Source organism: Hydrogenophaga intermedia (assembly GCF_000723405.1).
Lineage (GTDB): Bacteria > Pseudomonadota > Gammaproteobacteria > Burkholderiales > Burkholderiaceae_C > Hydrogenophaga > Hydrogenophaga intermedia.
The window spans coordinates 1-19,099 of record NZ_CCAE010000060.1 but is presented as its reverse complement, the minus strand read 5'-3'; the positions used below and the strand labels follow the sequence as shown (position 1 = coordinate 19,099).

The 19,099-nt window shown below is 66.3% G+C and carries 16 protein-coding genes; 7 read left to right on the top strand and 9 right to left on the bottom strand.

All coding sequences use genetic code 11. The annotated features are described in order from the left end of the window. The first annotated feature begins 135 nt into the window (after nt 1-135). Entirely contained in the window at nt 136-3,072 is a 2,937-nt protein-coding gene (locus BN948_RS22100; RefSeq protein ID WP_009519826.1) for a sensor domain-containing protein, read from the top strand. Between the two features lie 141 nt (nt 3,073-3,213). On the opposite strand, the gene BN948_RS22095 is transcribed toward BN948_RS22100, so the two are convergent. After that, the gene (locus BN948_RS22095) at nt 3,214-4,572 is read right to left on the bottom strand and encodes a glutamine synthetase family protein (protein ID WP_009519825.1); all 1,359 of its coding nucleotides are present in this window, start codon (nt 4,570-4,572) and stop codon (nt 3,214-3,216) included. A 71-nt stretch (nt 4,573-4,643) separates the two neighbouring features. Further along, nucleotides 4,644-7,640, bottom strand: a complete 2,997-nt coding sequence (locus BN948_RS22090; protein ID WP_050980713.1) for an L-glutamate gamma-semialdehyde dehydrogenase — start codon at nt 7,638-7,640, stop codon at nt 4,644-4,646. 98 nt (nt 7,641-7,738) lie between these two features. Between BN948_RS22090 and BN948_RS22085 the strand changes: the two genes are divergently transcribed. Both BN948_RS22085 and BN948_RS22080 read left to right on the top strand, forming a co-directional pair. Beyond that, nucleotides 7,739-8,209, top strand: a complete 471-nt coding sequence (locus BN948_RS22085; protein WP_009519823.1) for an Lrp/AsnC ligand binding domain-containing protein — start codon at nt 7,739-7,741, stop codon at nt 8,207-8,209. Nucleotides 8,210-8,278: 69 nt separating this feature from the next. Then, nucleotides 8,279-8,827, top strand: a complete 549-nt coding sequence (locus BN948_RS22080; RefSeq protein ID WP_009519822.1) for a DUF3617 domain-containing protein — start codon at nt 8,279-8,281, stop codon at nt 8,825-8,827. On the opposite strand, the gene BN948_RS22075 is transcribed toward BN948_RS22080, so the two are convergent. Next, the gene (locus tag BN948_RS22075) at nt 8,808-9,536 is read right to left on the bottom strand and encodes a YggS family pyridoxal phosphate-dependent enzyme (RefSeq protein ID WP_035623887.1); all 729 of its coding nucleotides are present in this window, start codon (nt 9,534-9,536) and stop codon (nt 8,808-8,810) included. The two genes, BN948_RS22080 and BN948_RS22075, sit on opposite strands and share 20 nt — an antisense overlap. Before the next feature lie 41 nt (nt 9,537-9,577). On the opposite strand from BN948_RS22075, the gene BN948_RS22070 reads away from it, so the two are divergent. The 3 genes from BN948_RS22070 (at nt 9,578) to BN948_RS22060 (ending at nt 12,803) form a co-directional block, all read left to right on the top strand. Further along, the gene (locus BN948_RS22070; protein WP_009519820.1) at nt 9,578-10,621 is read left to right on the top strand and encodes a type IV pilus twitching motility protein PilT; all 1,044 of its coding nucleotides are present in this window, start codon (nt 9,578-9,580) and stop codon (nt 10,619-10,621) included. Between the two features lie 25 nt (nt 10,622-10,646). Next, the gene (locus BN948_RS22065) at nt 10,647-11,783 is read left to right on the top strand and encodes a PilT/PilU family type 4a pilus ATPase (RefSeq protein WP_009519819.1); all 1,137 of its coding nucleotides are present in this window, start codon (nt 10,647-10,649) and stop codon (nt 11,781-11,783) included. 126 nt (nt 11,784-11,909) lie between these two features. Continuing rightward, a complete protein-coding gene (locus tag BN948_RS22060) occupies nt 11,910-12,803 on the top strand; it encodes an NAD(P)-dependent oxidoreductase (protein WP_009519818.1) in 894 nt (297 codons plus the stop codon). 17 nt (nt 12,804-12,820) lie between these two features. Here the strand turns inward: BN948_RS22060 and BN948_RS22055 are convergent, their stop codons facing one another. Then, nucleotides 12,821-13,585, bottom strand: a complete 765-nt coding sequence (locus BN948_RS22055; protein WP_138820258.1) for a DUF6065 family protein — start codon at nt 13,583-13,585, stop codon at nt 12,821-12,823. Nucleotides 13,586-14,167: 582 nt separating this feature from the next. On the opposite strand from BN948_RS22055, the gene BN948_RS22050 reads away from it, so the two are divergent. Continuing rightward, nucleotides 14,168-15,940, top strand: a complete 1,773-nt coding sequence (locus tag BN948_RS22050; RefSeq protein WP_009519816.1) for a tetratricopeptide repeat protein — start codon at nt 14,168-14,170, stop codon at nt 15,938-15,940. 178 nt (nt 15,941-16,118) lie between these two features. Here BN948_RS22050 and BN948_RS26795 read toward each other — a convergent pair whose 3' ends face one another. The 5 genes from BN948_RS26795 to BN948_RS26950 all read right to left on the bottom strand — a co-directional run. Then, a complete protein-coding gene (locus BN948_RS26795; protein WP_138820260.1) occupies nt 16,119-16,628 on the bottom strand; it encodes a hypothetical protein in 510 nt (169 codons plus the stop codon). A 100-nt stretch (nt 16,629-16,728) separates the two neighbouring features. Further along, complete coding sequence (locus BN948_RS22045) at nt 16,729-16,995, bottom strand: hypothetical protein (protein WP_009519815.1); 267 nt, start codon at nt 16,993-16,995, stop codon at nt 16,729-16,731. A 43-nt stretch (nt 16,996-17,038) separates the two neighbouring features. Then, a complete protein-coding gene (locus BN948_RS22040; RefSeq protein ID WP_009519814.1) occupies nt 17,039-17,611 on the bottom strand; it encodes a hypothetical protein in 573 nt (190 codons plus the stop codon). Continuing rightward, complete coding sequence (locus BN948_RS22035) at nt 17,608-18,156, bottom strand: hypothetical protein (protein ID WP_009519813.1); 549 nt, start codon at nt 18,154-18,156, stop codon at nt 17,608-17,610. The genes BN948_RS22040 and BN948_RS22035 overlap by 4 nt, the downstream gene beginning before the upstream one ends. A 243-nt stretch (nt 18,157-18,399) precedes the next feature. Further along, nucleotides 18,400-19,099: hemagglutinin repeat-containing protein (locus tag BN948_RS26950; protein WP_035623875.1), on the bottom strand; the 700-nt coding region annotated here is incomplete at its 5' end.

Below are 19,099 nucleotides of genomic sequence, written 5' to 3'. Positions count from 1 at the left end.
CTACAAAAAGTCACAAGTCAGTTACAAAAATCCGTCACCACGCGGCGTGGCGTGAGGTAGTTCACAGGCGGTTGCCGGTGGCGCGGAACGCCCGAGAGGCTCTCGTCACGCCAAGCCCGCTATCCTAAGGCCATCATGCGCGCTGATCGACCCCCCAATGTGCAAGTTTCCGACGCCGCCCGGCTGCCTGAAGCGCGCGAGGCGTTCGACCGCATGGCCCACCTCGCCGCGCGCGAGGGCCGCAGTGCAGCTGCCCTGCTGCTGGAACGCTCGGATACAGGTGTTCGCCTGCTGGGCCGCGCCGGCCTGGACGCCCCCATGGAGGAGCTGGCCCTCGACATCGTCAAAACCCTGGGGCCACAGGAGGTCTGGGTGGGCGACACCAGCCGGGAAGCGCGTTGGGTGCCACTCGACCTGGGCCGGGGCCGCCGCGCGATCCACCACCTGCACTGGCTGCCCCTGAGCCGCGCGCCGGGCGCTTTTCTGCTGCTGCTAGACCACCAGGCGCGAGACGAGCGCCGCAACGAGATCGGTATCGGCCTGGTCAGCGAGATGGCGGCCGACCTCGTGCTGGCCATGCGCCACCAGCGCGAGCTGGTGACAGCGCAGGTGGCCCTGCACCGCCGCCACCAGGGGCAAATCGAACTCGTGGAGCGCACGGCGGGCCTGGGCAGTTGGTCGGTGGAAACCGATGGCGAGCGTGTGGACTGCTCGGCCGGTCTGCTGAGCCTCCTGGGGATTGATACCGAAGCGCCACCGCGCACGCTGGAGGACCTGCTGGCGCACCACGCGCCCGAATGGCGCCAGGGGCTGCGCCAGCGCCTGGAGCGCTGCGCCGCCAGCGCCGAGCCCTTCGACGAGGAGGTGCAGGTGCTGATCGAGTCGAACGGGGCCAAATGGGTGCGCACCGTGGGCGCGGCCGTGACGGACGAGAACGGCCACCCGGTGCGCGTGCAGGTGACCGTGCACGACATCTCGGCCACCAAGCAGGCCCAGCAGGAGACGCTGCGCCTGGCCATGCGCCTGACGACCACGCTGGCCAGCATCACCGAGGCTTTCGTGACGCTGGATCGGCAGTGCTGCTTCACCTATCTGAATCAGGAAAGCGAGCGATTGCTGCAGAAGACCACGGCCGACCTGCTGGGCGTGGAGGTCTGGCACGGCTTCACGCCCGCGCTGGCGCAACGGCTCAAGGAGCACCTGGGCCGCGCCCTGCAAACCAACCGGCGCGTCGAGCTGGAGGACTGGTTCGCCTCGTTGGGCAAATGGCTGGAGGTGCGGGCCTACCCCTTCGCCGAAGGCCTGGCCGTGTACTTCCGCGACGTGACCGAGCGGCGCCGTTCGCAGGAGCAGCTCATGCTGCTGGAGACCAGCGTGGCGCGGCTCAACGACATCGTGCTGATCGCCGAGACGGGCGCGCAGGAGCGGCGCGGCGAACCCAAGATCGTGTTCGTCAACGACGCCTTCGAGCTGCATACGGGCTATTCGCGCGCCGAGGTGTTGGGCCAGTCGCCCGGCATGCTGCTCGACCTGGACCCGGCGGTGTCCAAGCTGCGCGAGATCTCGCGCGGCCTGCGCGACACGCAGAAGGCGCGCACCGAACTGATGGTGCGGCGCAAGAACGGCGCGCTGTTCTGGGTGGAGCTGGAGGTGGTGTCGGTGCAGCCCAGCGCCGACGAAGTGACGCACTGGGTGGCCGTGGGGCGCGACATCACGCAACGCAAGACCGCCGAGGACATGATCCGCCACCTGGCGTTCTACGACCCGCTGACCGACCTGCCCAACCGTCAGTTGCTGCTCGACAAATTGCAGCAGGCGCTGAGCGTCAGTGCGCGCAGCGGTCAGCACGGCGCGCTGTTGTTCATTGACCTGGACAACTTCAAGATCCTCAACGACACCCTGGGCCACCAGATGGGCGACCAGTTGCTCAAGAAGGTGGCGCAGCGCCTGACCGCCAGCGTGCGCAAGACCGACCTGGTCGCGCGCCTGGGCGGCGACGAATTCGTGGTGATGGCCGACGACCTGAGCCCCAGCCCGGTGGCGGCGGCGCACAAGGCACGCGTGCTGGCCAACAAGGTGTTGCAGACCCTGCGCGAGCCCTTCGCACTCACCGGCCACCAGCACTTCGCCACGCCCAGCATCGGCGTCACCATCTTCCACGGCACGCAGGCCGACGTGGGCGAGCTGCTCAAGCAGGCCGACCTGGCGATGTACCAGGCCAAGTCCATGGGCCGCAACACGCTGTGCTTCTTCGACCCGTCGCTGCAGGCCGAAATGAGCGAGAACGCGCGCACCGCATCCGACCTGCGCGACGGTTTGCGCCGGCGCGAGTTCGTGGTGCACTACCAGCCGCAGGTGGACAAGGCCGGCATGATCATCGGCGTGGAGGCGCTGCTGCGCTGGAACCACCCCGAGCGCGGGCTGCTCTCACCCATCGCCTTCATTCCCGTGGCCGAGGACACCGGCCTGATCCTGCCGTTGGGCCTGTGGGCGCTGGAGACCGCCTGCGGGCAACTGGCGGCGTGGTCGAAGCGGCCGGAAACGGCAAACCTCAGCATCGCTGTGAATGTGAGCGTGCGCCAGTTCCGCCACCCTGATTTCGTGGATTCGGTGATGGCCTGCATCCGCGCGAGCGGCGTCAAGCCGCAGCGCCTGAAGCTGGAGCTGACCGAGAGCCTGCTGGCCGATCGCATGGAGATCACCATCGAGAAGATGGGCATGCTCAAGTCGCTGGGGGTGACGCTGTCGCTGGACGATTTCGGCATGGGTTACTCGTCGTTGTCGCTGTTGAAGCGGCTGCCGCTGGACCAATTGAAGATCGACCGAGCCTTTGTGGCCGACGTGTTGACGGACCCGAACGACGCGGCGATCTCGCGCGCCATCATCGCGCTGGCGCAGTCGCTGAGTCTGCAGGTGGTGGCCGAGGGGGTGGAGACGATCGAGCAGCGGGACTTTCTGGCGTACCAGGGGTGTGACCAGTTTCAGGGGCACCTGTTTGCCAAGCCTCTGCCGATCGAGGCTTTGGATGCCTTGCTGTCCAACCCCGTGTCGGGGATGGTTGTGGTGGGCTGAACGAGTGCCAACGAGGTCATCGGTGATTGGGTGTCCGGCGTAGCGAAATAAAGGAGGAGCCAAGGGCGCAGCCCTTGGCGGGGGACATTCGCGGAGCCGGACACCCAAGCGCCGATGACCGGAGCCACCGGAGAAAACAGCTCAAACGTTGAGCAGCAGAAACCTCCGCTCCCAAGGACTCACCACATCGAAGTACTCCCGGTATTCCGTGTCCTTGATCGCCGCATACGTCTGGATGAAGTGCTCGCCAAACAGCTCCACCAGCGGCGCGCACTGCATGAGCTTCTCCACCGCGTCGTCCAGGTGGCGCGGCAGTTGGTGCGGTTGCTCGTAAGCGCTGCCCGACAGCGGCTCGGTGGGTTTCAGGCCCTGCTTCATGCCCAGGTACCCACAGGCCAGACTCACCGCCAGCGCCAGGTAGGGGTTCACGTCCACCCCCGCCAGCCGGTTCTCCACCCGCCGCGCCTGCGGCACCGAATGCGGCACGCGCAGGCCGCAGGTGCGGTTGTCGTAACCCCAGCTCAGGTTGATGGGCGCCGAGGTGTAGCGCGACAGGCGCCGGTACGAATTGACGTAGGGTGCGAAGAAGGCAATGGCCGCCGGCAGGTAGGTCTGCAGGCCGCCGATGAAATGGAAGAAGCGCTCCGAGGCCTCGCCGTCCGCGCGGCTGAAGATGTTCCTGCCATCGTCCATGCCCACCACGCTCTGGTGAATGTGCATGGCGCTGCCGGGCTGGCCCTGCATGGGCTTGGCCATGAAAGTGGCGTACATCTGGTGGCGGATCGCCACCTCGCGGATGGTGCGCTTGAACAGGAACACCTGGTCGGCCAGCGGCAGCGGGTCGCCGTGGTCGAGGTTGATCTCCATCTGCGCCGTGCCCATCTCGTGGATCAGGGTGTCGAGCTGGATGCCCTCGGCCTCGCACCAGTCGTACATCACGTCGAAGATGTCGTCGTACTCGTTGATCGCGTCCATGGAGAAGCTCTGCATGCCCGCCTCGGTTCGGCGCGTGCGGCCCACCGGCGCCTTGAGCGGGATGTCCTCGTCCGGCTCGACCTGCACCAGGTAGAACTCCATCTCGGGCGCCACCACGGGCTTCCAGCCCTCGTCGGCATAGAGCTTGAGGATGCGGCGCAGCACGTTGCGCGGCGACAGGTCCACGGACTTGCCGTCGAAGGAAAAACAGTCGTGGATGATCTGCGCCGTGGGCTCCTTGGCCCAGGGCACGGGGCGCAGCGTGGTCGCATCGGGCAGCAGGTGCATGTCGGGGTCGGCCACCGAGGTGTAGTCCTTCTCGGGGTAGTCGCCGGTCACCGTCATGGTCAGCACGGCCTCGGGCAGGCGCAGGCCCACGGCCGGGTCGTACTTGTGGCGCGGCACGATCTTGCCGCGCGCCTGGCCGGCCATGTCAGGGATCAGGCACTCCACTTCGGTGATGCGGTGATCGTCGAGCCACTGCTGGATGCGTTGCGGGTCGCTGCTCGTCGGGGTGTCGGCCATGGGGGCGTCGTGGGTGGAAAAGGATGGCCGCGACTGTACGCCGGGCCCCGCCGCAGCGGGCGGGCCGCTTCTCACGCGCTGAACAGCGCCACGTTGCCGCCAGCGGCCGTGGTGTTGATGGTCAATGTCTGCTCGGCGCAGAAACGCGGCAGGTAGTGCGGCCCACCGGCCTTGGGGCCGGTACCCGACAGGCCCTCGCCGCCGAAGGGCTGCACGCCCACGACGGCACCGATGGTGTTGCGGTTCACGTACACGTTACCCGCGCGCGCCTGCGCGGCCAGGGCCAGGGCGCGGCTGTCGATGCGGGTCTGCAGGCCCAGGGTGAGGCCGTAGCCCAGGGCGTTGACCTGGGCGATCACGTCCTTCGGGTCGCCGCGCCAGCGCAGCACCTGCAGCACGGGGCCGAAGATCTCCTGCGAGGCCTCGGCGACGTGGCGAATTTCGAACAACTGCGGCGCCACCGTGTGCGTGGTGGCGTCCTCTCCCTCGGGCAGCAGCGCCCTTGCCGTGGTGCGCAGGCGCGCCAGGTGCCGCGCCACGCCGTCGAAGGCCTCGGCGTCGATCAAGGGGCCGACGTCGGTGGCCAGATCGGTCGGATCGCCCACCACCAGCGCCTGCGCGGCGCCACGCACCATCTCGATAACCCCGTCGGCGATGGATTCGTGCACGCACAGCAGGCGCAGCGCCGAGCAGCGCTGGCCCGCGCTGCGAAAGGCGCTCTGCACCACGGCGTCGGCCACCTGCTCGGGCAGCGCGCTGCTGTCCACCAGCATGGCATTCACGCCGCCGGTCTCGGCGATCAGGGGCACGATGGGCCCGTCCTTGGCCGCGAGCGCGCGCTGGATGGCCTTGGCCACGGGCGTGGAGCCGGTGAAAACCACGCCGGCCACGGCGGGCTCGGCCACCAGCGCGGCGCCCACGGTCTCGCCCGGGCCGTGCAACAGTTGCAGCACCTCGGCCGGCACGCCGGCCGCGTGCAGCAGGCGCACGGCCTCTCGCGCTATGGCGGGCGTCTGTTCGGCGGGTTTGGCCAGCACTGTGTTGCCTGTGACGAGCGCCGCCGCCACCTGCCCCGTGAAGATCGCCAGCGGGAAATTCCAGGGGCTGATGCAGACCCAGGCACCTCGCCCGTGCAGGCGCAAGGTGTTGCGCTCACCGGTGGGGCCGGGCAATTCCACGGGGGCCAGCAGGCGCTCGGCTTCGGTGGCGTAGTAGCGCAGGAAGTCGATGGCCTCGCGCACCTCGGCGATGGCGTCGGGCCAGGTCTTGCGCGCCTCGGCCACCAGCAGGGCGCACAGCGGCGGCAGTTGCGCCTGCATCGCGTCGGCGGCGCGGCGCAGGACCGCGGCGCGCTCGGCCACCGGGCGGTGGTTCCAGGCGTCGAAGGCCTCGGCGGCGCGACGGGCGGCCGCCGAGGCCTCGCCTGCCGAAGCCTCGGGCACGCGCGGCACGGCCACCTGGCGCCAAGCAGCGAACAGCCGCTCGCGGTGCTCGGCCACGGCGGGGTCCAGGCCCTCGCTGTTGGGCCGCTGCGCACCATACAGGCGCGCCGGCAAGGCGAACGCGGGTTTACCGTCCTCGCTCGCGCAGCGCTCCATCGGCGATTCGAGCAGCGCCTCCATGCCCACCGATTCGTCCGCGAGCTGGTGCACGAAGGAGGAATTGGCGCCGTTCTCCAGCAGCCGGCGCACCAGATAGGCCAGCAAATCACGGTGCGCGCCCACGGGGGCGTAGACGCGGCAACCCACGTCCACGTCTCGCAGCACCTCGCGGTACACGCCCTCGCCCATGCCGTGCAGGCGCTGCAGTTCGAAGCGCGTGCTGCCACGTTGGCGCGCCATCTGCAGCACGGCGGCGATGGTGCCAGCGTTGTGCGTGGCGAACTGCGCGAAGACCACGTCGTCCGCATCGAGCAGGGCGCGCGCGCAGGCCAGGTAGCTCACGTCGGTGCGGTGCTTGCGCGTGAACACGGGGTAGCCGGGCAGGCCCAGCTCCTGCGCGCGCTTGATCTCGCTGTCCCAATAGGCACCCTTCACCAGCCGGCACATCAGCCGCACACCATGGCGGCGGCCGATGGCGGCCACCTCGTCGATGAGCTCGACCGCGCGCGTCTGGTAGGCCTGCAAGGCCAGGCCCAGGCCTTCCCACAGCGGGTACTCGCGCGCCACGCGCGCGGCCAGGGCCTCGAAGACGTCGAGCGAGAGCTCCAGTCGCTCCACCTCTTCGGCGTCGATGGTGAGGTTGAGCGAGGCCTGCGCGGCGCGCTCGCACAGGGCCCACACACGCGGCACCAACTCACGCATCACGCGCTCGTGCTGCGCGGGTTCGTAGCGCGGGTGCAGGGCGCTGAGCTTGATGGACAGGCCATCGTTGAGCGAGGGGTGACGCATCGGATCGGCGTGGCGCGCGATCGCCTCCAGCGCCTGGCGGTAACTTTGCAGGTAGTGGGCCGCGTCGGCCTCGGTGCGCGCGCCCTCGCCCAGCATGTCAAAGCTGTGGCGCAACGTCGGGTGCGCGCGCCGGCCGGCCTCGGCGCGGCGCAGCGCGTCCTCGATGTCCTCGCCCAGCACGAACTGGCGCCCCAGCAACTGCACGGCGCGCAGCGTGGCCGCCACCACCGAACGCGCGCCCAGCCGCGCGACCAGGCCCGGCGCCGAGCCCTCGGCGGGCAGCCAGCGCTTGCTCAGCGCGATGGCCGCCGAGGACAGGCGCGCGATCACCGCGTCGGACGCGCCCTCGAAATCCGCCCGGCCCAACTGGTCGGCGGTGAGCGCGATGGCGGTTTCCGTGTCGGGCACGCGCAGCAGCGCCTCGGCCAGGCGCATCAACGCCAGGCCTTCGTGGCTGCTGATGGGGTATTCGGTGAGCAGGCGCTCCATGGCCCAGAAGGGCGGCGGGTTCTCGCGCACGGCACACACCCAGGGCTCGGCGCTGGCGCGCACGGCCGGCCAGTCGAGCGCGCCGTCCAGTGCGCTCCGGCGCTCGGCCAGCACGGCGGGCTCGGCGCGGTAGGGGTCGGGCAGGCGATCGGTGCGGGGCAGCGGGTCCTGGGGGATCGGGTGAAGCATGGCGATTCCGGCATATGGGATGGTGAATTCCCGCATCGTGACCGCCATTCAGATGAATTTTTCGCTATTTTTATCCGCTTCAAAGAGAATAATTCAGCATGAGCGACACGCCCGACCTCGACCGCATCGACCTGAAGATCCTGCGCCTGCTGCAGGCCGACGGCCGCCTGCCCAACCTCAAGCTGGCCGAAGCCGTGGGCCTGTCGGCCACCGCCGTGCTCGCCCGCACCCAGCGCCTGCAGCGCGAGGGCGTCATCCAGGGCTACGAGGCAAGGCTCGACCCGCACAAGCTCGGTCGCGGCCTGCTGGTGTTCGTGGAGGTGCTGCTCGACCGCACCACGCCCAACGTGTTCGACCAGTTCCGGGCCGCCGTGCAGGTGCACGACGAGATCCTGGAATGCCACATGGTGGCCGGTGGCTTCGACTACTTGCTCAAGACCCGCATGGCCGACATGGCGGCCTACCGCGCCTTCGCCGGCCAGGTGCTGTGGCAGATGCCCGGCGTGCGCGAAACGCGCACCTACGCGGTGATGGAAGAGGTGAAGACCAGCACGCGGCTGCCCTTGTGAACAGATCACTTGGATCCTCGTGGCGCGCGCCGCAGAATGCGTCGTCCCCCCCTACCAGGAAGCCCCGCCATGCACCATCGCCTCACATGGATGCCCGCCGCCCTGCTCGCGCTGCCCTTGGCCGTGGCCGCCCAGACCACGAAGCCCGGCTTGTGGGAAATGACGAACAAGATCGGCGGCAACGCCAAGATGGACGCTGCCATGGCCCAGATGCAGCAGCAAATGGCGTCCATGAGCCCCGCCCAACGCAAGCAGATGCAGGACATGCTCGCCAGACAAGGCATGGCCATGCCGGGCCCCGCGCCGGGTGGTGGCATGAGCATGAAGGTCTGCATTACCCCCGAGATGGCCGCGCGCAACGAGGCCCCGCCCGTGGCCGAAGGCGATTGCCAGCACGAGGTGGTGTCGCGCAGCGCGCAGGCCATGAAGCTTCGTTTCACCTGCGCCAAGCCGCCCTCCAGCGGCGAGGGGACGGTCAGCTTCCAGGGCGACAGCGGCTACACCACCGTGATGGACGTGACCACGCAGGTGGACGGCAAGCCCGAGAAGATGCGCGTGGAAGGCCAGGGCCGCTGGCTGGCGGCCGCCTGCGGCAGCGTCAAGCCACTGGGGAAGTAACGGGCGAGAGCTTCGGCTCGCGCGCGCCGAACACCGCTCGACCCACGCGCACCATCGTGGCGCCCGCGGCCACCGCCGCCTCCAGGTCCTCGCTCATGCCCATGGACAGTGTGTCCAGCGCGTGGCCGCGCGCGCGCAGGTCGTCGTAGGCCTCACGCGCGCGCAGGAACAACGCGCGCTGAGCCTCGAAGTCGGGCGCAGGTTCGGGAATGCACATGAGGCCGCGCAAGCGCAACCCCGGCAACGCGGCCACCGCGTCGGCCAATGCAGGCAGTTCGGCGGGTGTCACACCGGCTTTGTTGGGCCCGCCGTCCACGTTCACCTGCAGGCACACATTGAGCGGGGGTAGATCGGCCGGGCGCTGCTCGCTCAGGCGCTGCGCAATCTTGAGACGATCAATCGATTGCACCCAATCGAATTGCGCGGCAACGAGCCGCGTCTTGTTGCTCTGCACCGGGCCGATGCAGTGCCATTCGATGGCCGAACGCGGCAGCGACTCGGCCACCAGCGCGATCTTCTCGACGCCTTCCTGCACATAGTTTTCGCCGAAAGCCGTCTGGCCGGCGGCATGGGCCTGACGGACGGCGTCGGGCCCGAAGGTCTTTGAAACCGCCAGCAAAGTAACCTCAGCGCTGTCTCGCGAAGACCCTTCGCAAGCGCGCCACAGGCGCTCCTTCACTTGCTGGAGATTGCCTGCGATCGTCGTCATAATCGTTTGCAAAGCCCCTCAAATACACGGAAAAACCCGGGATGGACATCACCCAACTGCTGGCTTTCAGCGTCAAGAACAAGGCTTCCGATCTTCACTTGTCCGCCGGTTTGCCGCCCATGATACGGGTGCATGGCGACGTGCGCCGCATCAACGTCGACGCGCTGGACCACAAGGCTGTTCACGCCATGGTGTACGACATCATGAACGACAGCCAGCGCAAGCAGTACGAGGAGTTCATGGAATGCGACTTCTCGTTCGAGATCGAGGGTCTGGCGCGTTTCCGCGTCAACGCCTTCAACCAGAACCGCGGCGCCGGCGCCGTGTTCCGCACCATCCCGAGCAAGATCCTCACGCTGGAGCAACTCAACGCGCCCAAGATCTTCGCCGACCTGGCCCTGCGCCCGCGCGGCCTGGTGCTGGTCACCGGCCCCACGGGCTCGGGCAAGTCCACCACGCTGGCCGGCATGGTCAACCACCTCAACGAAACCGAGTACGGCCACATCCTCACCGTGGAAGACCCGGTGGAATTCGTGCACGAATCCAAGAAGTGCCTGGTCAACCAGCGAGAGGTGGGCCCGCACACGCTGAGCTTCTCCAACGCGCTGCGCTCGGCCCTGCGTGAAGACCCGGACGCCATCCTCGTGGGCGAGATGCGCGACCTGGAGACCATCCGCCTGGCCATGACGGCGGCCGAGACCGGCCACCTGGTGTTCGGCACCCTGCACACCTCCAGCGCAGCCAAGACCATCGACCGGATCATCGACGTCTTCCCGGCGGAAGAAAAAGACATGGTGCGCGCCATGCTGTCCGAGTCGCTGGTGGCGGTGATCTCGCAGACCCTGTGCAAGCTCAAGGACGGCAGTGGCCGTGTGGCGGCGCACGAGATCATGCTGGGCACCAGCGCCATCCGCAACCTCATCCGCGAGGCCAAGGTGGCGCAGATGTACTCCGCCATCCAGACCGGCAACAGCGTGGGCATGCAGACGCTGGACCAGAACCTCACCGACCTGGTGCGCCGCAACGTCATCAGCCCGGCCGAGGCACGCGGCAAGGCCAAGATTCCCGAGAACTTCCCAGGCTGATCCGGCACGGGCAAAGGGGCAACAGATGGAACGCGATCAGGCATCCAAGTTCATCAACGACCTGCTGCGGCTCATGCTCAGCCGGGGCGGCAGCGACCTGTTCATCACGGCCGACTTCCCGCCGGCCATCAAGGTGGACGGCGCCGTCACCAAGGTCTCGCCGCAGCCGCTGACGGCGGGCCACACCCTGGCGTTGGCGCGCGCCATCATGAACGACAAGCAGGCCGCCGAGTTCGAGCGCACCAAGGAGTGCAACTTCGCGATCTCGCCGCCGGCCATCGGGCGCTTCCGCTGCAACGCCTTCATCCAGCAAGGCAAGGTGGGCCTGGTGCTGCGGACCATCCCCGCCGTGCTGCCCACGATCGACAAGCTGGGCCTGCCCCAGGTGCTGAAGGACGTGGCCATGTCCAAGCGCGGCCTGTGCATCCTGGTGGGTGCCACGGGCTCGGGCAAGTCCACCTCGCTCGCGGCCATGGTCGATTGGCGCAACGAGCACTCTTACGGCCATATCGTCACCGTGGAAGACCCGATCGAGTTCGTGCACCCGCACAAGAACTGTGTGGTGACGCAGCGCGAAGTGGGCCTGGACACCGAGAGCTGGGAGGCCGCGCTGAAGAACACCCTGCGGCAGGCACCCGACGTCATCCTCATGGGCGAAATTCGCGACCGCGAGACCATGGAGCACGCGATCCAGTTCGCCGAGACCGGCCACCTGTGCCTGGCCACGCTGCACGCCAACAGCGCCAACCAGGCGCTGGACCGCATCATCAACTTCTTCCCCGAAGAGCGCCGCGCGCAACTGCTGATGGACCTGTCGCTGAACCTGCGCTCGCTGGTCTCGCAACGGCTGGTGCCGCGCCAAGACAACAAGGGCCGATTCGCCGCGGTCGAGATCCTGCTCAATTCGCCCCTCATTTCCGACCTGATCTTCAAGGGCGAAGTCGCCGAGATCAAGGAAGTGATGAAGAAGAGCACCCAGATGGGCATGCAGACCTTCGACCAGGCCCTGTTCGAGGCCTTCGAAAGCAACCTCATCACCTACGAGGACGCGCTGCGCAACGCCGACTCGCTCAATGACCTGCGCCTGCAGGTCAAGCTCAACAGCCAGCGCGCGAAGACGCTGGACCTTGCCGCCGGCACCGAGCACTTGACGATTGTTTGACCTCCCGCGCCGCGCCTGCGGCGCGTCACCCCCCAGGGGGCGACACCTGAGGCCCGGCAAAGCCGGTTCCTCGGTGTCTCTGGGTACCATCGCGGCGTTCCATCCATCCCTGCAGGAGACCCCGCCTTGAACCCCAAGACCTACGAACCCACCCCGTCGCGCCGCGTCGCCTTCCTCGGCCTGGGCGTGATGGGCAGCCCCATGGCGGGCCACCTGACCAAGGCCGGCCACCAGGTCACCGTCTACAACCGCACCGCCACCAAGGCCGAGGCCTGGGCGAAGCAGCACGGCGGCGCCTTCAAGGCCACCCCGCGCGAGGCGGCAGCCGGCGCCGACATCGTGTTCTGCTGCGTGGGCAACGACGCCGACCTGCGCTCCGTGGTGCTGGGCGCCGACGGCGCGCTCGCCGGCATGAAGCCCGGCGCCATCTTCGTGGACCACACCACCGCTTCTGCCGACGTGGCGCGCGAACTCTATGCGGCAGCCAAGGCGCTGGGCATCGCATTCGTGGACGCCCCCGTGTCGGGCGGCCAGGCGGGCGCCGAAAACGGCCTGCTCACCGTCATGTGCGGTGGCGACCAGCCAGCGTTCGACGCGGTGAAACCCGTGGCCATGGCCTTCTCGCGCGCCTTCACGCTCATGGGCGCACCGGGCGCGGGCCAGCTCACCAAGATGGTCAACCAGATCTGCATCGCGGGGCTGGTGCAGGGCCTGTCCGAAGCCATCGCCTTCGGGCAGAAAGCCGGCCTGGACATGAACCTCGTGCTCGAGGTCATCGGCAAGGGCGCGGCGCAAAGCTGGCAGATGGACAACCGCGGCAAGACCATGGTGGCCGGCGAATTCAACTTTGGCTTCGCCGTGGACTGGATGCGCAAGGACCTGGGCCTGGTGCTGGACGAGGCCAAGCGCAACGGCGCACGCTTGCCGGTGACGGCGCTGGTGGACCAGTTCTACGCCGACGTGCAGGCCATGGGCGGGCAGCGGTACGACACGTCCAGCCTGATCAAGCGGCTGAAGTGAGCCCGCACCGGCGCCACTCAATCGCCGGACTTGCCGCGCTTCCTTGAGTCGGCGGCATAGTGCCCAGCCTCGGCGGGCTGGCCCCCGGTCTCGACACGGATGGTGCGCCGGTACGCCTGCCACTCTTCTGGCGACAGGGCCGGCTGGCCGTCCTCCTGCACGTCCAGGCCGTCCACTTCCTGCGACGTGTGCGCTCGCTCATCGTAGGTCTCGCGCAGGAGCGGCTGAACCTGCAGCAACGGCACCGTCTTGGGCAGCACGATGTCCACGTCCGTGGCCACAAGCTGGATGTTCATGAACAGCGGGCAGGGCCGGTAGCGATCGGTCTCGACGATGCCTTCATAGGGTGAATACAGAAAGCTGCCCCGCATGTTGCTGGGCGGGCGCACCAGCACGCTCCAGCCCGGGGCGGTGCTGCACAGCAGGCCGGTCCAGACCTGCACCAGGCCGGGCAGTTGCAAGCGCGTGAGGAAGGGGGGCGACAGGTCCACCAGGTCCTCGGGCGCGTGCGTGTTCCAGTAGTCGGCGAACCCTGGCAGCTCGGAGCGCACCAGGGGCTGCCAATGGCCGTCTTCCTTGACGAAGACGTCGGAGCCATTCCAGCGGAGGCAGACCTCCTCCGCCGGAAAGGCATACCAACCGAAAGAAGAGGCCATTCGCATGGCCTCGCAATGGCGGTAAGCCATTGTGGGCATCAGGCCCAGAGCGGCCTTGTCGGCCCGCATGGGCGGGATGGCAGCCGGATAGATGCGGTGGAACCTGATGGTGGGGGTCGGTTGCATGTCCGGCTGCATGGGCATGTTGCAGGGCCTTCTCTAGAGGATTCAGCGTTGATTCGCCACCGGCATTTTCCCTCGGGCGTGCGCCGCAACAGCCGGTGTGGTGATGCAGCCCCCCCCAATGAGAGCTGACCGATTGGCCGGCTGAGCCTGAGGCGCGCGGGAATCTCCCTGGGACAACTGTTTGCGCACATGCGCGGCGACGGCCAGCGTGGTGATGCAGCCCCCGCCAATGAGTGCGGACCGGTTGGCAGACTGGGTCTGAGGTGCGCGGGAATCCCTCTGGGTAGGTTGCTTTCGCGCGTGCGCCGCGACAGCCGGTGTGGTAATGCAACCACCGCCGATGAGGGCCTGGGCCGAGGCACGGATTGGGGATGAGCTTTTTGTGATGTTCATCAGAATCTCCGAAAAATTTGAAGGAAGTGGATAGACTGGCTCGCTAGCGAGCCGGGTCGATCAGACCATCAAGGGGAGTGCCGTGCAATTTGTTGTGCTGTCCAACCGTCACTTGCATGCCTGCCGAGCAATGCCGGCCGTGGTGCTTTCGGCCACCTTCGCTCTTGCCGTCGCGTCTGGGAACAAGCCATGAGCGCCACCGACTTCAGCTTTTCGGGTCCCCGGGTCGAGGAACGCCCCCTGATGGCGATGGACTTGGCCGATGGCAGCTCCAGCGTGCGAGACGGCGGCGGTCCGCTCGTGAACCGGCTGCAGCGCTGGGCGGGGGATGCGTATTGGCAACTGCTGTCCCACCACAAGGGCCACATCGTCCAGCAGACGAGCCACGGGCTGACGATGGAGTTCGCCGACGCTCGCCACTGCGTACAGGCGGCGTTTGCCCTGAACCAGTTGGCCGAAACCCTGAACGCGCGCGCCAGCGAACCCGAACAGCTACGCCTGCGCACTGGCGCCCATCTGGCCGGCTATGGCCGCGGCCAACGGACCCCTCTGGAACAGGACGTGCAACTGACATCGGAGCTGACCGCCATGGCCGAGCCTGGCGAAGTCCTGGTCACCGCGGAGTTGCGCGACCGACTCGCCGATGGCCTGGACGCCGACCTGGAAGACATGGGCCATTGGGTGGAATCGTTCGCCCAGCCCGTGCGCCTGTTCCGGGCCCATCCTCGGCATGAACGTGTGGCCGAGCGCCTGCCCGCCGGCAGCCGGGATCTTCGCCCTGGCTTGGCCGTCATCCCCTTCAAGGCGGGCGTGCACGAGTCCAAGCGCTGGATGATCGGCGAGCTGATCGCCGACGGCGTGATCGCACGCCTGTCCCATAGCCTCGGCCTGCGGGTGATCGCCCGGCAATCCACCACGGCGCTTCGCGACAGTGATGGACTCCAACAGATCGAGCATCACCTGGGAGCCACCTTTGTCCTGTCGGGCAGCTACTGCATTCGCAACGGCCGGTTGATCGTGACCGCAGAACTGGCGGAGGCGCGCAGCCACGCGCTGTTGTGGACGGGACAGTTGCAGCATGCTCTGGACGATCTGCTCCAAGAGCAGAGCGAACTGCTGCACGAACTGGCGCACACGGTGGCGCAGGCGCTGGGCACGGCACACGTCAGCCAGGCCCTGGCGCGCCCTTTGCCGAGCCTGGACAGCAGCTTTCTCATGCTGGCCGGCATCTCGATGGTGCACAGCCACTCGGCCAAGGCCTTCGAGCGCGGCCGCGAGGCCTTGACTGCGCTGACCGAACGCCACCCCGGGCATGCTTTGCCCCGCGCGTGGTTGGCCATGTGGCACGCCTTGAACGTGGTCAAGGGCAGCAGCGCCCATGCCGCCCGCGACATCAAGCAGGCGCGCGAGCAGACGCAGCGCGCGCTGGAGGCCGAGCCCCGCAATGCGATGGCCCAGGCGGTCGAGGGCTACATCCAGTACCAGTTGCTGGGCAACCTCAAACTGGCGCATAGTCACTTGACCTCGGCTGTCGAAGCAAATCCCAGCGAACCCATGGCCTGGCTGTTCAAAAGCCTCTTTTCCGCCATGTGGGGCTCAAGCTCCCTCGCGGTGACCGAGGCCTACGTCGCGCGCTCGCTCTCGCCCGTCGACCCCTTGCAATACTTCTTCGACCTGTTCACAGGCAATGCCTTGCTGGCCGACCGCCAACTGGAGCATGCCATTACTTGCGGTCGTAAATCCCTGAGGGCCCACAAGCACCATGTCCCCACGCTGCGCGTCCTGCTGACTGCTCACGCAGAGTTGGGACAGATTGACGAAGGACGGGCCGTCGTCGCTCAACTGCGGGCCGAGGCACCGGAGCTGACGGTGTCCTCGTACCTCGGCATGGGCAGCCAGGAAAGCCCCTTGCGTCAGCGCATGGCCAGCGCCATGCGGATACTGGGCCTCCCGGAAGCGTGATCGGCTGAATCGCTGGCCTCGCCACCTCTGATCGGCTCAAGCGGCAAGCTCTCCGAGCAATCGAACTTCAGCCGGCCGGCTTCTAAATTACTCCAAGTTTGATGGGGCCATAGGCCGTGTTACCCATCATCTGTATCGCGTTATTACCATTCGCGGCGCTCAATGCAGGACTCGCTCTCTAGCGGGCAGAACGCAGCAACTGATACATCTGCACCTGCGAATGTGCCATAGGGCGAACGTAGGGACGATCGTTGAACGGCGGCGGTGGGGCAATATGTGCGACCGAACGCATCCCTCCCTTACTGGCTATGAATGCCAACAGCGAGTCAACCCAGCAAAGATCCAATGGGAATGCCACCGCCTTCTCAGAATGAAAGCTGATAAACGCTCTTTCTATGGAAATGTCATCGAGTTTGCAAACGATCGCAGCAGGAATATTTATCGCGCTACAAATACCGCGGGCGTCTGTACTAGAGACCCACAAACCGCTGCTCATATCCGAAAGCCATATCTCTACGTAGTTGTCGATAATGATTTCAGAGAGTTCAACCACATACGAGTCGTGCACGAGGAGAATCGAATACCGGTCTTTTGTCTCACAGATCCTTGCCACCGATTGATATCTTGCAGAAAAATCCTGAAGACATCTGGACGTGAGGAGATATTCAAGCTGCCGGTTGTATATCATTTGAGCCACTCCTTCATCACGCCCCATTGCTCATTCGTCACGTTAATTGGCTTGTAGTCGATCGAGGCCAGATACTGCATTTCTTTTGCAAACGCTCCTTTCAACTGCCCCGATGAATTAACAAGTTCCTCCTTTGACCGAGAAGGAACATGCCCTGCGAGGTGCTCTGCGCCAACTGGACGTGGAAGTTCTGGCGCAGCGCGGTAGGGGCTTGAACCTCACCCGCCGTCGCCACGTTCAGCGCGAACCCCGCCTTGGGGCTGTTGGCCCAGACGAGCTGACCGTTGGTCCCGTGGACCGCGTTGACTGCGAAGGCCGCACCAGTGCTCGGCGGGCTGCTGAGCAGCAGCCCGCTGAGCACGGGCAAGCCAAGCTGTCCTGCCGCTTCACCTCATTTCCGCTTCCTGCCGTCAGCGCGGAACACTGAACATGCCATCTGCTAACTCGCCAGACTCGGTGTTCAGCACATAGAAGCTCTCGGGAGGATGCTCTTTCGTGCCCACCAGCACACCAAACTGCACGATAGGAGGGTCGATCGACTCGCCGGGACGCCCGATGGGCATGATCTTGTGAGTGATCGTTCGTGTGAATGGCAGCCCAATGACGTAGCTCGCGCTTCGCTCTGGCGCACCTGCAAAGCGCACTTGACAACGCAGGCTGCCGTCTGCGTTGAAGATGGCGGCGTGGTTGGGAAACGGAAAGATGTCGCTACCGTCGGGATGGGTGTAGCTGCCGGGCTTGAATATGACGAGCACGCCGCTGCGATCCGGAAGGAGATATGCGAACTCCTTCAAAGGGAGAGAGATTACTTCTCCCGTATCGAGCAGCAGACGTGTTTCAACCGTACGGGTGGGCCGCTTCAGTCCATCCAAGACGGACCAATAGATGTCCGCAGACTGATCTCCGCCGTCGATGATCCAGTCGGCTCGTTGACCATCAGCAGACTCGATCACCTTAATCACCAGCTTTATGGTCTGCCTCACGGGAGTTTCCTCAAACTACTCAGTTGAACAATGAATCTGGATGGATCGTCCCTGGGACCAACAAGCACACCGAACTGCACGATGGGTGGAACGATCGGTTCGCCGGGACGCCCGATGGGCATGATCTTGTGAGTGATCGTGCGCGTGAATGGCAGCCCAATGACGTAGCTCGCGCTTCGCTCTGGCGCACCTGCAAAGTGGACTTGAAAACGCAGGCTGCCGTCTGCGTTGAAGATGGCAGCGTTGTTGGGGCGGGGGAAAACGTCGCTTCCATTAGGATGGGTGTAGCTGCCGGGCCTGAAGATGACTAGCACGCCAGTGCGGTCGGGAAGAAGCCAGGCCAACTCACAGAACGGCAAGGGGACGTAAGTGCCATCGTCCCGGATCAACGCGGTTTCAACCTCTTTTTTCGGCGGCTTTAAGGCCTTCACCGCCGCCCAGCGCAACTCACCAGCTTCGTTACTTCCATCAATGACCACTTGCGCTCGTTCGCCGTCGGCACCTTGCTTGACCAGCAGCGTTTTTGAGACCTTCAGTCCGTTCACTTCAGCTCCCTGAGAGACATTGGATCAATGACGAACCTGGACGGCGAAGAGTGTGGCGCGTTGTCCATGAACTGCACTTGATGGCCACCGCCGGGCAGGATTTTGCTGACTTGCCTGTCATACATCGGCCCCACCGTTCCTTCTCGAAGACCAACACCCGGGCTGACTGTGAACTCGACGACATAGACGGGGGCTCCGCTTTGACCTTTCCATTCGCTGCTGATTGCGAGATTGGATCGAACATCACCAATGCCATTGATGGGATCGCGCGTCCTCACCCGACCCACCCAGACCACTCACCCGGCGCTCCACTTCGATGTGGCGCTCGCTGATCCGCTGGTCCTGCGCGGCACCCAGCACGGTGGTGCCGGCCCCGTCGATGTCCACGTCCTGCTCGGCGCGGATGCGCGTGCCCTCGGTGTAGACGCCCGCGCCGCCGAGCAGGGTCACGTTGCGTCCGCTCAGCTCGCCAGGGATCGCCTGGCTCTCGCGCAGCGTGAAGTCCTCGGTGACGGTCTTGCGGTTGAAGCGGTCGCCGTGGCGCACGCGGTGGTGCTCGTCCACGCTCAGGCTGCGCTCACCGGCTTCGAGCAGCAGGGCGCCGGCGGCGCGGGCGTCGATGTCGCCCTGGGCATCGATGCCCACGGCGCGCCCGAGCAGGTGGCGCTCGGCCAACATCGTCACGTCGCCATTGGCCTGGATCGTGGTGCCGATGTCCTCGCGCCGCTCGGTTCTCTGGCGGTGGTCGGCGCTCCAGTGGATGTCGTCCGTGCCCCCGGTGCTCACGGTGGGCAGCAGCAGGTCGCGCTCAGCGAGAAGGACGGTGGGGCCGCTGCCTTCGTTCCTGATCTGGGCCGCCTGCAGGATCATGTCCTGCCCGGCCTGGGCGATGAGCACGCCGGCCTCGCCGTTCACCACCAGGCGGGCCCGGCGATCGAGCACG

Coding starts and splice junctions, on each gene's coding strand:
- BN948_RS22100 (WP_009519826.1), top strand. CDS start 136: ATGCGCGCTGATCGACCCCCCAATGTGCAAGTTTCCGACGCCGCCCGG.
- BN948_RS22095 (WP_009519825.1), bottom strand. CDS start 4,572: ATGGCCGACACCCCGACGAGCAGCGACCCGCAACGCATCCAGCAGTGG.
- BN948_RS22090 (WP_050980713.1), bottom strand. CDS start 7,640: ATGCTTCACCCGATCCCCCAGGACCCGCTGCCCCGCACCGATCGCCTG.
- BN948_RS22085 (WP_009519823.1), top strand. CDS start 7,739: ATGAGCGACACGCCCGACCTCGACCGCATCGACCTGAAGATCCTGCGC.
- BN948_RS22080 (WP_009519822.1), top strand. CDS start 8,279: ATGCACCATCGCCTCACATGGATGCCCGCCGCCCTGCTCGCGCTGCCC.
- BN948_RS22075 (WP_035623887.1), bottom strand. CDS start 9,536: ATGACGACGATCGCAGGCAATCTCCAGCAAGTGAAGGAGCGCCTGTGG.
- BN948_RS22070 (WP_009519820.1), top strand. CDS start 9,578: ATGGACATCACCCAACTGCTGGCTTTCAGCGTCAAGAACAAGGCTTCC.
- BN948_RS22065 (WP_009519819.1), top strand. CDS start 10,647: ATGGAACGCGATCAGGCATCCAAGTTCATCAACGACCTGCTGCGGCTC.
- BN948_RS22055 (WP_138820258.1), bottom strand. CDS start 13,585: ATGCAACCGACCCCCACCATCAGGTTCCACCGCATCTATCCGGCTGCC.
- BN948_RS22050 (WP_009519816.1), top strand. CDS start 14,168: ATGAGCGCCACCGACTTCAGCTTTTCGGGTCCCCGGGTCGAGGAACGC.
- BN948_RS26795 (WP_138820260.1), bottom strand. CDS start 16,628: ATGATATACAACCGGCAGCTTGAATATCTCCTCACGTCCAGATGTCTT.